The organism is Stenotrophomonas sp., assembly GCF_032056425.1.
Lineage (GTDB): Bacteria > Pseudomonadota > Gammaproteobacteria > Xanthomonadales > Xanthomonadaceae > Stenotrophomonas.
Map to the genome: position 1 here is coordinate 219,331 of NZ_DAMBCN010000003.1, position 13,016 is coordinate 232,346.

The 13,016-nt window shown below is 66.3% G+C and carries 10 protein-coding genes; 6 read left to right on the forward strand and 4 right to left on the reverse strand.

Annotated features, from left to right (window positions below):
* Nucleotides 1–34 precede the first annotated feature (34 nt).
* From rpoA to RTY46_RS03895, 3 genes are all read left to right on the forward strand, one after another.
* Nucleotides 35–1,033 (forward strand): DNA-directed RNA polymerase subunit alpha, encoded by a 999-nt coding sequence (gene rpoA, locus RTY46_RS03885; protein ID WP_079220762.1) that lies wholly within the window; start codon nt 35–37, stop codon nt 1,031–1,033.
* 199 nt (nt 1,034–1,232) lie between these two features.
* Entirely contained in the window at nt 1,233–1,616 is a 384-nt protein-coding gene (rplQ, locus tag RTY46_RS03890; RefSeq protein ID WP_053519752.1) for a 50S ribosomal protein L17, read from the forward strand.
* 185 nt (nt 1,617–1,801) lie between these two features.
* Complete coding sequence (locus RTY46_RS03895) at nt 1,802–2,308, forward strand: disulfide bond formation protein B (RefSeq protein ID WP_312706737.1); 507 nt, start codon at nt 1,802–1,804, stop codon at nt 2,306–2,308.
* Nucleotides 2,309–2,412: 104 nt separating this feature from the next.
* Here RTY46_RS03895 and RTY46_RS03900 read toward each other — a convergent pair whose 3' ends face one another.
* Complete coding sequence (locus RTY46_RS03900) at nt 2,413–4,539, reverse strand: TonB-dependent receptor (RefSeq protein ID WP_312706738.1); 2,127 nt, start codon at nt 4,537–4,539, stop codon at nt 2,413–2,415.
* A gap of 231 nt (nt 4,540–4,770) precedes the next feature.
* On the opposite strand from RTY46_RS03900, the gene RTY46_RS03905 reads away from it, so the two are divergent.
* Together RTY46_RS03905 and RTY46_RS03910 are read left to right on the forward strand one after the other, a co-directional pair.
* Nucleotides 4,771–6,162: a 3-deoxy-7-phosphoheptulonate synthase class II gene (locus tag RTY46_RS03905; RefSeq protein ID WP_312706739.1), complete on the forward strand. Its 1,392-nt coding sequence runs from the start codon at nt 4,771–4,773 to the stop codon at nt 6,160–6,162.
* A 921-nt stretch (nt 6,163–7,083) separates the two neighbouring features.
* Entirely contained in the window at nt 7,084–8,226 is a 1,143-nt protein-coding gene (locus RTY46_RS03910) for a mechanosensitive ion channel family protein (protein WP_108748667.1), read from the forward strand.
* A gap of 39 nt (nt 8,227–8,265) precedes the next feature.
* Here RTY46_RS03910 and RTY46_RS03915 read toward each other — a convergent pair whose 3' ends face one another.
* Genes RTY46_RS03915 through typA form a run of 3 tightly spaced genes read right to left on the reverse strand, consistent with a single transcriptional unit; the run spans nt 8,266 to nt 12,256 of the window.
* A complete protein-coding gene (locus RTY46_RS03915; protein ID WP_312706740.1) occupies nt 8,266–9,888 on the reverse strand; it encodes an amidase in 1,623 nt (540 codons plus the stop codon).
* A 41-nt stretch (nt 9,889–9,929) separates the two neighbouring features.
* Nucleotides 9,930–10,397 carry a DUF2127 domain-containing protein gene (locus RTY46_RS03920; RefSeq protein WP_312706741.1) on the reverse strand — a complete coding sequence of 156 codons (468 nt, stop codon included), beginning with the start codon at nt 10,395–10,397 and terminating at the stop codon, nt 9,930–9,932.
* 11 nt (nt 10,398–10,408) lie between these two features.
* Entirely contained in the window at nt 10,409–12,256 is a 1,848-nt protein-coding gene (gene typA, locus RTY46_RS03925) for a translational GTPase TypA (protein ID WP_108748670.1), read from the reverse strand.
* Nucleotides 12,257–12,477: 221 nt separating this feature from the next.
* Here typA and RTY46_RS03930 point away from each other — a divergent pair, with 221 nt between their 5' ends.
* Nucleotides 12,478–12,972 (forward strand): peptidylprolyl isomerase, encoded by a 495-nt coding sequence (locus tag RTY46_RS03930; protein ID WP_312706743.1) that lies wholly within the window; start codon nt 12,478–12,480, stop codon nt 12,970–12,972.
* The last annotated feature ends 44 nt before the right edge of the window (nt 12,973–13,016 follow it).

Below are 13,016 nucleotides of genomic sequence, written 5' to 3' on the forward strand. Positions count from 1 at the left end.
CGACGGCCGGGGGTTCACTAGGAGAACCCGCAACATGACGGTTACCGCCAACCAGGTTCTGCGTCCTCGCGGTCCGCAGATCGAACGCCTTACCGACACCCGTGCAAAGGTCGTTATCGAACCTTTGGAGCGGGGTTACGGGCATACGCTGGGCAATGCCCTGCGTCGCGTGCTGCTGTCGTCCATCCCGGGCTTCGCCATCACGGAAGTCGAAATCGACGGCGTGTTGCACGAGTACACCACGGTCGAAGGTCTGCAGGAGGACGTGCTCGAAGTCCTGCTGAACCTGAAGGACGTGGCCATCCGTATGCATTCCGGCGACAGCGCCACCCTGTCCCTGTCCAAGCAGGGTCCGGGCGTTGTCACTGCTGCTGACATCAAGGTCGACCACAATGTGGAGATCCTGAACAGCGATCACGTGATCTGCCACCTGACCAAGGACACGGCGATCAACATGCGTCTGAAGATTGAACGTGGTTTCGGCTACCAGCCGGCTGCCGCGCGTCGTCGTCCGGACGAAGAAACCCGTGCCATCGGCCGCCTGGTCCTGGATGCCTCGTTCTCGCCGGTCCGCCGCGTCGCCTATGCCGTGGAAGCGGCCCGCGTCGAACAGCGTACCGACCTGGACAAGCTGGTCATCGATATCGAGACCAACGGCACCATCGATGCCGAGGAAGCCGTGCGCACCGCCGCCGACATCCTCAGCGACCAGCTGTCGGTGTTCGGTGACTTCACCCACCGCGACCGCGGTGCGGCCAAGCCGGCCAACAACGGCGTGGATCCGGTGCTGCTGCGCCCGATCGACGACCTGGAGCTGACCGTGCGTTCGGCCAACTGCCTGAAGGCGGAAAGCATCTACTACATCGGCGATCTGATCCAGAAGACCGAGGTGGAGCTGCTGAAGACCCCGAACCTGGGCAAGAAGTCGCTCACCGAAATCAAGGAAGTGCTGGCCCAGCGTGGCCTGTCGCTTGGCATGAAGCTGGAGAACTGGCCGCCGGCCGGCGTCGCCAGCCACGGCATGCTGGGCTGATAAGGCCCCCTGCTGTACCTGGAGGCTCCACCGGAAACGGTGGAGCCTTCATCTGGTTTACGAAACACGCCACGACGAACCCAACGTTCGCGGGCAGGTCGTCCAGGACGGATGACCAGGACCATCCGCAGTCCGTGCAGCAACGCCAGGAAGGCGACATCGATCCACAACGCCTCATCATTAACCAAGGAATTCCACCATGCGTCACCAGAAGTCTGGCCGTAAGTTCAGCCGCACCAGCGCCCACCGCGAAGCAATGTTCAAGAACATGGCTGCCTCGCTGTTCAAGCACGAGCTGATCAAGACCACCCTGCCGAAGGCCAAGGAACTGCGCCGCGTTGCCGAGCCGCTGATCACCCTGGCCAAGGTCGACTCCGTCGCCAACCGCCGTCTGGCCTTCGCCCGCCTGCGTGACAACGAAGCCGTGGGCAACCTGTTCACCATCCTGGGCCCGCGCTACGCGAACCGTCCGGGCGGCTACCTGCGTCTGCTGAAGTGCGGCTTCCGCGCCGGCGACAACGCGCCGATGGCCTACGTCGAACTGGTCGACCGTCCGGCCGTGGCCGAGGAAGTGGCCGAGTAATCGGACCGCTCCAACGCGACACAGCGAAAGCCCGGCTACTGCCGGGCTTTTGCGTTTCCGGGGTCGGATCCGGTGCCGTAGGCGCGGGCTCTGACCCACACCGTTCCGACAGGCGTCACCTGCAGCGGTTCGAACGGCGCGGACTGTCGGTTACGCTTGGCGCCTGATCCATTCGAGCGTTGCTGATGAATCCTCTGCGTTGGCCCTTCCGCGCCCAGTTCCTGCTGGGCTTCCTGATCTGCGCAGGCCTGCTCGGCTACGCCATCTTCCTGCAGTTGAAGATGGGGCTGGAGCCCTGTCCGCTGTGCATCTTCCAGCGCCTGGCCTTTGCCGCACTCGGCCTGCTGTTCCTGATCGGTGCGCTGCACGGGCCGTCGAACCGGCCCGGCCGCGCCACCTATGGCGTGCTGGCCTTCATCGCCGCGGCGGTCGGTTTCGGCATTGCCGCGCGCCACGTGTACGTGCAGCTGCTGCCGCCGGAAATGGGCGCAACCTGCGGCCCGCCGCTGAGCTTCCTGAGCGAAACGATGGGCCCGCTGGAAGTGTTCCGCACGGTGCTGACCGGCACCGGCAACTGCGGCAACATCGACTGGACGTTCCTGGGCCTGACCATGCCGATGTGGTCGGGTGTGTGGTTCGCGCTGCTGGCGCTGTGGGCGCTGCTGGTGTCGCTGCGCAAGGTCAAGCGCTGAAGCAGGACGGGGTCGGATCCCTTTGCATCGCAAAGGGCTCCGACCCCATTCCCGGTGCGGGGTCAGAGCCCTTTCCTGCGGAAAGGGATCCAACCCCTGTCTCCTCAGAAGTCCTGCTGCAGGCTGAGGTAAGCGCCGCGGCGCGGGCCCCACTGCGGGGCGAACACACCTACGCCGCCGCCATCACGCAGCTGGTAGCTGCGGTCCAATGCGTTGATCACCGCCACCTGCACGTGCAGCGGGTGGCCACTGTCGGCGTTGAAATCGTGCCCGGCGCTCAGGTTCACCTGCAGGTACGACGGCAGCTCGCCGCCATTGGGTACGGTGTCGGTGTCCGAACGCAGGCCGCTGCCGAACACGTAGTTCGCGCCCACCCGATTGTGCCCAGCGAAGGCATAGCTCAGGCCGCCGGACGAGGTCAGCCGCTGGTCGTGGTCCAGGTGGATCCAGTGCTCCGCGGCATAGGCCAGCGCGTCCGGATCCAGGTTGTACTGGCCGGTAACGACGTCGGTGCCGATGGCCTTGCTCAGTGCCGCATTGAAGTAGGCGCTGAAAGGCCCGTTGCTGTAGTCGGCGCTGAATTCCAGCCCACGGATGTGGCCGCGGCGGTAGTTGAAGGTGGAGTAGATGTAGGCGGCGCCGAACTGGCCTTCGTCCTGCAGGCGGTCCACCCGGCGGTCGTAGGCATCCAGACCCAGGGTGAGGTGATCGCCGACCTGCTGTGAAACGCCGATGTCGTAATAGTCGCTGCGCTCGGCCAGCGGTGTGGTCGAGCCGCCGGCGGGCTGTGCGTTGGTGGTGCCGTCGTAAAGGGCGATGTCGGTGCTGCCGATCAGTTCGCTGGCCGGTGGCGTGAAGTAGCGCGAGTAGCCGGCGTGGACGGTGGTGCTGTCGCTGGCGTTCCAGACCACGCCCAGGCGCGGGCTCAACTGGCCTTCGGTATGGCCGAAGGCCGTGTAGCGGTCGCCGCGCAGGCCGTAGTTCACGGTCCAGTCGTCACCGATGCGCCATTCGTCCTGCACATACAGCGCGGCGGTGCGCGCGGTGAATGCATTGGCATCGGCAATCTGCAGCGGCGTGGTACTGGCCTGCTGGCCCTGCGCATCTACCGGGAATACCCAGCTGGCGTTGCTGGCCCGCGCATCCTCGTGGTTGCCGTACAGCCCATAGCGCAGGGTGTGGTTCATGCCCAGCGGCGTGGAGAAATCGGCCTGCACGGTGCTGGCGCGGTTGCTGCGCTGCACCTGCGATGCGACGCCACTGAACACCAGGTCGCCGGCGACGTCGGGATTGAAGCCCACATCGCTGTAGCGCTGGCCGGCCGAGAGCTGGTAGGCGGTGTCGCCCAGGTTGCCCTGCAGCACCAGCATGCCGAAGCGGGTGGCTTCGCGCTGGGCTTCGTCCAGCTGGCTCGAGTCGAAGGTGGTGGTGTCCAGATAACCGAACTGCGGCTCCTGGCCGGGGTTCACCGGAATCTGGAAGCGGTTGTTGGCAAAGCCGGCGAACAGGCTCAGGCGCGTGCTGTCGTTGACCAGATAGGTCAGGTCGGCAAATGCCTTGCCCTGGTGGGTGTCGTCATGTTGCGGCCGGCGCGCGTTGGTCGGGCTTTCCAGGCCGACGTCGTTCTGGTCGTAGTTGCCGGTCAGGAACCAGCTCCAGCGGCCCTGGGTGCCCCACCACGAGGCGTTGGGGTTCACCTTGCCGTAGGAGCCGGTGGTGAGGCCGACGCTGCCGCCATTGCCCAGCTCGGCGCCGCTGCGGGTGGTGATGTCGACCACGGCGGCTGTGCGCTCGCCGAACTGGGCCGGGAGTGCGCCGTCCATCAGGCGGATGCTCTTGATGGTGCGGGCATCCAGGGTCTGGCCGAATCCGGAAATGGATTCGGGCAGCAGCACGCCATTGATCCGGTACTGCAGGTTGGCGTGGTCGCCGCGCACGTGTACGCCGCCGTAGGAGTCCTGGACCACGCCAGGGGCCTGCAGCAGCACCTGGCTGAGCGGGGCTGCGGCGCCCAGCGGCTGTTTCTGGATGTCCTCAGCGGTGATCTGGTACTGGCTGCTGCCGATATCCGGCGACAGCGCGTTGCGTGCCTGGTCGAGCTGGGCACTGACGGTGACCACGTCCAGGTCTTTCACGGCCGGAGACGCGGCGTCGGCCGCCAGGGCCAGGGTGGGCAGGCTGGCCAGGGCCAGGGCGAACGTGACGGCCTTTGCGAGCGGGGAGGGCTTCATGGTCGGGAGAGGGTCAAAGGGAGGGAGGGGCGGTCCATGACGGGAAGTGTTACTTCATAACAACTGAGTGCGGATCATGCGCCTGCGCGGGGCCGATGGAGCATGCCGGTTGTGGCGGATCGGCATGCGCTTTCTGCGCCGTTCAGCTGGTCGGCGACGGGCGGGCGCTTTGCGCCGGCCGCGCCCTCTGCGACCATGAACGTCCCCCTCCCGTTTCCCCGGATGTCCGCAATGAGCCTGTCCGCTGTTCCGCCTGCCGTTGACCCCGCTGCCCCTGCCGTCGGCGCTGGCTGGTCGCCGGAAAGCTGGCGCGGCAAGACCGCCCTGCAGATGCCGAGCTACCCGGACCCGGTGGCCCTGGATGCGGCCCTGCATGAACTCAAGCGGCTGCCGCCGCTGGTGACCTCCTGGGAGATCCTGGCGCTGAAGCAGCAGTTGGCCGACGCGCAGGAAGGCAAGCGCTTCCTGCTGCAGGGCGGAGACTGCGCGGAGAATTTCAGCGACTGTGAGTCGGGCACGATTTCCAACCGGCTGAAGGTGCTGCTGCAGATGAGCCTGGTGCTGGTGCATGGCCTGCGCCAGCCGGTGATCCGCGTGGGTCGCTTCGCCGGCCAGTACGCCAAGCCGCGCTCGGCCGACACCGAGACCCGCGACGGTGTGACCCTGCCCAGCTACCGCGGCGATGTGATCAACGCGCCGGCGTTCACCGAGGCGGCGCGCCTGCCGGACCCGAGGCGGATGCTGCAGGCGCACGCCCATTCGGCGATGACGATGAACTTCGTGCGTGCGCTGATCGACGGCGGCTTCGCCGATCTGCATCACCCCGAATACTGGAACCTGGATTGGGTGCGGCATTCGCCGCTGGCCGCCGAGTACCAGAAGATGGTGGCCTCGATCGGTGACGCCGTGCATTTCATGGAAACCCTGGCCGGGGCCCGGGTGCACAACCTCAACCGCATCGATTTCTACACCTCGCATGAAGCGCTGCTGCTGCACTACGAGCAGGCGCTGACCCGACAGGTGCCGCGCCAGCAGGGCTGGTTGAACCTGAGCACGCATTACCCATGGATAGGCATGCGCACGGCGGCGCTGGACGGCGCGCACGTGGAATACCTGCGTGGCGTGCGCAATCCGATCGCGATCAAGGTGGGCCCGTCGGTGCAGCCGGACCAGTTGCTGCGCCTGATCGACGTGCTCAACCCCGAGGACGAACCGGGCCGCCTGAGTTTCATCCACCGCATGGGCGCAGCGCAGATTGCGGAAAAGCTGCCGCCGCTGCTGGATGCGGTCAAGCGCGATGGCCGTCGCGTGCTGTGGGTGTGCGATGCCATGCATGGCAATACTGAAAGCACGGCGAACGGTTTCAAGACGCGCCGCTTCGACAATGTGCGCAGCGAGGTGGAGCTCTCCTTCGATCTGCATGCGGCGGCGGGTACGCGGCTGGGCGGCGTGCACCTGGAGCTGACCGGCGAGGATGTGACTGAATGCACCGGCGGTGCGCGTGAACTGACCGAGCGCGACCTGGAGCGTGCCTACCGTTCGACGGTGGACCCGCGCCTGAACTACGAACAATCGCTGGAGATCGCGATGGCGATCGTGCGCAAGCAGGAACAGGCACGGTAAGGGATTTTTGGGCAGGGCTTGCAGCCCTGCACCTGCTGCAATCAACGGCAACGGCAACGGCAACGGCAACGGCAAAAGCAAAAGCGGGTTTTCCGCGGGTGGGCGGGGCGGTGTCGCAGTGCGGGGACGCCGCAAGTACGTCCGTGTAGGCTTGGCCGCCGCATCCATGCGGCGGACACCCCGCACTGCGACACCGCCCCGCCTCTGACAGGTTCACGCGGCTGTTGGTAGGTGTCGACCTTGGTCGACACGGTTTTTCTGTCAGATATCGAATGAATCATCCACGCATGCAATCGCTGGAGATCGCGATGGCGATCGTGCGCAAGCAGGAACAGGCGCGGTAAGGGGTTTTTGGGCAGGGCTTGCAGCCCTGCACCTGCTGCAATCAACGGCAACGGCAAAAGCGGGTTTTCCGCGGGTGGGCGAGGCGGTGTCGCAGTGCGGGGACGCCGCAAGTACGTCCGTGTAGGCTTGGCCGCCGCATCCATGCGGCGGACACCCCGCACTGCGACACCGCCCCGCCTCTGACAGGTTCACGCGATCTGTCGGATCGGCACGGGGTCGGATCCCGTTGCGCAGCAACGGGATCCGACCCCGGATTCATTTCGATTCCGATTGAGATTCATCCACGCATGGCGTGGATCTACCAGACCGCGGAAATCTGTCGAAGGCGGGGTGGGTCCGGTTGCGGGGGTATCCGCGCCATGGATGGCGCGGCTAAGCCCCCATGGACGGGTTTACGGCGTCCCCCGCAACCGGACCCACCCCGCCATCCCACGGATACTCAGCTTTTGCCGTTGCTGCTGCCGTTGCTCCAGGCAGGTGCAGGGCCGCAGGCCCTGCATCAAACCCCACCCGCTGACGTGATGCTCATGCCGCCTGCGCGACCCTGTGGGTTCATGCAAAGAGCGAGGGTCTGCGGTGGGCTGGCAACATGTGCAGGACTATCTGTGGCCGATTGGTGCGGCGCTGCTGCTGGGTGGCCTGGCCGCGTGGGGCGTGCTGGCCCTGTATCGCCGCCTGCGCGGGCGTGACCGGCGGCGGGCGCGCATCGGCCGGGTGATCGGGCCGCCGTTGGCGATGGCACTGCCGCTGTTGCTGCTGGTGCCCGCGCTGCAGGCCACGCCATTGCCCGAGCGCATGCTGGACCAGGTCCTGCGGGGTGTGCATATCGGCCTGACCGCCTGCTTCATCTGGCTGCTGGTACGGGGCGTGGCGGCCGGTGAGCGCGCGATCCTGCGCAGCCATCCCATCGATGTGTCCGACAACCTGGAGGCACGCCGCATCCAGACGCAGACGCGCGTGCTCAGCCGCGTGCTGATGGGCGGCATCATCGTGCTCGGCGCGTCGCTTGTGCTGCTTACCTTCCCGATGGTGCAGAAGATCGGCACCGCGCTGCTGGCGTCGGCGGGGCTGATCGGTCTGGTTGCCGGTATCGCGGCCAAGCCGGTGTTCGGCAACCTGATTGCCGGTCTGCAGATCGCCGTCACCCAGCCGATCCGGCTGGATGATGTGGTGATCGTGGAAGGCGAGTGGGGCCGCATCGAGGAAATCGGCAGCAGCTACGTGGTGGTACGCATCTGGGACGAGCGGCGCATGGTGGTGCCGTTGACGTGGTTCATCGAACATCCGTTCCAGAACTGGACGCGGCGCAGTGCCGATCTGTTGGGTACGGCCTTCCTGTGGCTGGACTATCGCGCGCCGATCGCCGCGATCCGTACCGAGCTTGAGCGCATCTGTCGCGGTGAAGCGCTGTGGGATGGCCGTGTCTGCGTGACCCAGGTGACCGAAACCAGCGAGCGGGCGATCCAGGTGCGATTGCTGGTCAGTGCGCGCAACTCCGGTGATGCGTTCGATCTGCGCTGCCTGGTGCGCGAGCGCATGCTGGATTTCCTGGCCCGTGAACACCCGCAGGCGCTGCCGCAGGTGCGGGCACGGTTGCACCAGGACGATGAGATGGACATGCCGCGCGGGCCGCGCGCGCGTACCGCCGATGTGCGTTCGCCCGGCGCGGAGGATGGCGAGGCGGCGATCGTGCCGGTGGAATCGCTGCCCGATCGGTAGCGCCAGGCCCTGCCCGGCGAGCGCAGCGGTGGTGCCCGATCAGGGATCGCCGGTGTCGATCAGTGCATCGGTGTCGAAATGCGGCGGCCTGCGCGCGCGGGTGCGCTGTTCATAGGCATAGCCCATTTCGATCAGCTTCGGCTCGCTCCACGCGGTGCCCATGAACAGCAGGCCCGCCGGCAGGCCGTCGATCTGTCCCATCGGCACGGTCAGGCTGGGGTAGCCGGCCACGGCGGCGACGCTGTAGCTCTCGCCGGGGAAGTCGTCGCCGCGGCTGCGCAGCGGCCAGGCGGTGCCGGTGGTGGGCGCTACCAGCGCGTCCAGCCGTTGTGCCGCCAGTGCTGCGTCAATGCCTTCCGGGCCGGCCAGGCGACGGGCATCGCTGCGCGCGCGGATGTAGGCAGGGTCGGACAGGCCCGGGGTGGCGTTGGCCTCCTCCAGCAGTGACTGGCCGAAGCGGCCCAGTTCCTGTCCGCGGTTGGCCTGGTTGAAGGCAATCAGTTCGGACAGGCTGCGCAGTGGCGCGTGGTAGGTCGCAAAGTAGCGCTCCAGGCCCGCCTTGAACTCGTACAGCAGCACCAGGCGCTCGGCATCGGCCCAGGCGCCGGCGTTGGGCAGTTGTACCGGCACCACCACGGCGCCAGCGCGACGCAGTTCGGCCGCGGCCTGCTGCATCAGCGGCGCCATGCCGGGGTACTGCCACAGCGGTGTCTGCAGCAGTCCGATGCGCTTGCCGCGCAGGCCGTCCGGGTCCAGCCGTGCGGTGTAGTCGTAGACCGCTCGGCCGGGCGTGGTGGCGGTGGCCGGATCGGCCGCATCGCGACCGGCAATGGCGGTCAGCACGGCGGCTGCATCGGCCACGCTGCGGGTCATCGGCCCGGCCGTGTCCTGGCTGAAGCTGATCGGGATGATGCCCTCGCGGCTGACCAGACCGACGGTGGGCTTCAGCCCGACCACGCCATTGATCGCGGCCGGGCAGACGATGCTGCCGTCGGTTTCGGTGCCGATCGCTACGCTGCCCAGGTTGGCCGCGACGGCCACCGCACTGCCGCTGCTGGAGCCGCAGGGCGAATGGCTGAGGCGGTAGGGATTGCGGGTCTGGCCGCCGCGTGCGCTCCAGCCGGACACCGAATTGGCGTCGCGGAAGTTCGCCCATTCGCTCAGGTTGGTCTTGCCCAGCACCACGGCCCCGGCCTCGCGCAGGCGCCGCACCAGATAGGCGTCGCCGGGGCGGAAGCCCTGCAGGGCCAGCGAGCCGGCGCTGGTGGCCATGGGCGCGGCGTTGATGTTGTCCTTCAGCAGCACCGGGATGCCATGCAGGGGGCCGCGCAGGCGCCCGCTGCGGCGCTCACGGTCGCGCTCGCCGGCTTCCTTCAGGGCATCGGGATTGAGCTCGATGACCGCACGCAGGCGCGGCCCGGTCCGGTCCAGTGCGGCGATGCGCTGCAGGTAGGCGCCGGTCAGGGTGACGCTGTCCAGTTCCCCGGCGACCATGCGCGCCTGCAGATCGGCCACGTCGGTTTCTGCGTACGGGAAGGGCTGGGTGGCGGCCGCCGGTTCGGCGGCGTGGGCGCTGGGCGCGGGCGAGCTGCAGCCTGCACTGGACAGTGCCGCCAGGAGGAGGATCAGACAGGTGGGCAGGATCGGCAGGGACAGGCGCATGGCTGGGCGTGCGAGGCTCCGGCAGCCAGTCTAGCCGCTGCTCAGCGCTTGCGCTTGCGCAGGTCGCGCGCCAGCACGTAGACCACCACCAGATTGATGACCAGCACACTGGCCGAGGCCCAGCCGGGGTGGCGGATGATGGCGTAGATATCGAAGGGCAGGTAGATCGAGGCGGTCAGGCAGCCCAGCCATGAGGCCCAGGCCTTGGCCTTCCACAGGCCCCAGGCTTCGACCAGGTGCAGCAGGCCGTAGCCGATCATCGCCGCCGCGGCCAGGTGCACCGCGTCGGGACTGATCATGTTCAACAGCGAGGGCAGGGTGCCGTGATCCGGGTCCAGGCTGAAACGCCGGATCAGGGCATTGACCCCGTCGCGAAGTGGCTGCGGACCGAGCATTTCCAGCCCGGTCGCCGCCAACAACGCCAGCATCGCCTTGCTCGCTTCGAGCAGGGCGATGACATGGAGACCCGGATGCCGATGCGGATCCGGGTTGTAGCCGTTCTGGCTCACGGTCTGCTGGCTCAGCCGCCGCGCGATGCCTTCTTGCGGTCGCTTTCGGTCAGGAACTTCTTGCGCAGACGGATCTCCTTCGGGGTGATCTCGACCAGTTCGTCGTCTTCGATGAAGTCCAGGGCCTGTTCCAGCGAGTACTTGATCGCCGGGGTCAGCTGGATCGCATCGTCCTTGCCCGAAGCGCGCATGTTGGTCAGCGGCTTGGTCTTGATGGCGTTGACGGTCAGGTCGTTGTCCTTGGAGTGGATACCGACCAGCTGACCTTCATACACGTTGTCGCCTTCAGCAGCGAAGAGCTTGCCGCGTTCCTGCAGCGGGCCCAGCGAATAGGCGGGGGTGACGCCCGGCGCATTGGCGATCATCACGCCGTTGATGCGCTTGGCGATGGCGCCCTGTTCCTTCGGACCGTAGTGGTCGAACACGTGGAACAGCAGGCCCGAACCCTGGGTGAGGGTCTTGAACTCGTTCTGGAAGCCGATCAGGCCACGGGCCGGGATCGAGTATTCCAGGCGCACGCGGCCCTTGCCGTCCGGCTCCATGTTCTTCAGCTGGCCCTTGCGGGTGCCCAGCTTTTCCATCACGCCGCCCTGGTGCACTTCTTCGATGTCCACCACCAGCTGCTCGATCGGCTCCATCATCTGGCCGTCGATTTCCTTGATGATGACTTCCGGGCGCGACACGGCCAGCTCGTAGCCTTCGCGACGCATGTTCTCGATCAGCACCGACAGGTGCAGTTCGCCACGGCCGGAGACCAGGAACTTGTCGGCGTCTTCCAGCTGTTCGACCTTCAGGGCCACGTTGTGGACCTTTTCACGGTCCAGGCGGTCCTTGATCTGGCGGCTGGTCAGGAACTTGCCACCGGACAGGTCCTTGTTGCCGGCGAACGGCGAGTTGTTCACCTGGAAGGTCATCGAGATGGTCGGCTCGTCGACGGTCAGGGCCGGCAGGGCTTCCGGGGTGTCCGGGTGGCACAGGGTGTCGGAGATGGTCAGCTCCGGAATACCGGAGATGGCGACGATGTCACCGGCTTCGGCGGTGTCCTGCTCGATGCGCTCCAGGCCCAGGAAGCCCAGCACCTGCGCGACCTTGCCGTTACGCTTCTTGCCTTCACGGTCGATGACCGCGACCTGCATGTTCTTCTTCAGGGTGCCGCGCTGGATGCGGCCGATGCCGATCACGCCCACGAAGTTGTTGTAGTCCAGCTGGCTGATGCGCATCTGGAAGGCGCCTTCCGGATCGACTTCCGGCTTCGGCGCGTGCTGCATGATCGCTTCGTACAGCGGGGTCATGTCGCCGTCGCGCACGGTGTCTTCCAGGCCGGCATAGCCGTTCAGGGCCGAGGCGTAGACGATCGGGAAGTCCAGCTGCTCGTTGGTGGCGCCGAGCTTGTCGAACAGGTCGAACACCTGGTCGATCACCCACTCCGGACGCGAGCCCGGGCGGTCAACCTTGTTGACCACCACGATCGGCTTGAAGCCCATCGCGAAGGCCTTCTGGGTGACGAAACGGGTCTGCGGCATCGGGCCGTCCATCGCGTCGACCAGGATCAGCACGGTGTCGACCATCGACAGCACGCGCTCGACCTCGCCGCCGAAGTCGGCGTGCCCCGGGGTGTCGACGATGTTGATCCGGTTCTTGATACCGGTCTTCTTGTCTTCCCAGGTGATGGCGGTGTTCTTGGCCAGGATGGTGATGCCGCGTTCCTTTTCCTGGTCGTTGCTGTCCATCACGCGCTCGGCGAGGACGGTGCGCTCGGACAGGGTGCCGGACTGCTTCAGCAGCTGGTCGACCAGGGTGGTCTTGCCATGGTCGACGTGGGCGACGATGGCGATGTTGCGAAGATTTTCGATGGACATGCGAAAGGGGGCCAGTCGGCGCCGGATTTGGAAAAAGAAGTCCAACATTATACGTCTAACTTGACGCTTGGCGAAAACCCATGTTGCAGGACCGCCCAAACCCCATTCAGGTGGGGCCTGAACGCGGGGCAGGGGCTGCGCCGATGGTAGAAGCCGCCAGCGCCACGGGGCAGGTGTAAACTAGGTGGCTAGACGCGTTCCCCTCTGCATCAAGGATCTTCATGTCCCTCATCGCCACTTTCGACACCACCCAGGGCCCGATCAAGGTCGAGCTGTTCGCCGACAAGGCGCCGCTGACCGTCGCCAACTTCGTGAACCTGGTCAAGCACGGCTTCTATGACGGCCTGATCTTCCACCGCGTGATCGCCGACTTCATGATCCAGGGCGGCTGCCCGCAGGGTCGTGGCACCGGCGGCCCGGGCTACAAGTTCGAAGACGAAACCAACAACGGCGTGAAGCACGAGGTCGGCTCGCTGTCGATGGCCAATGCCGGCCCGAACACCAACGGCAGCCAGTTCTTCATCACCCACATCAAGACCGATTGGCTGGACGGCCGCCACACCGTGTTCGGCAAGGTGCTGGAAGGCCAGGCCATCGTGGATTCGGTCAAGCAGGGCGACGTGATCCATTCGATCACCCTGGAAGGCGACGTCGATGCCGCGCTGGCCGCCAAGGCCGACCGCGTGGCCGAGTGGAACAAGCTGCTCGCCGCCTGATCCCCCTTTGAAACGGCCACCCACGGGTGGCCGTTTCCACGTTC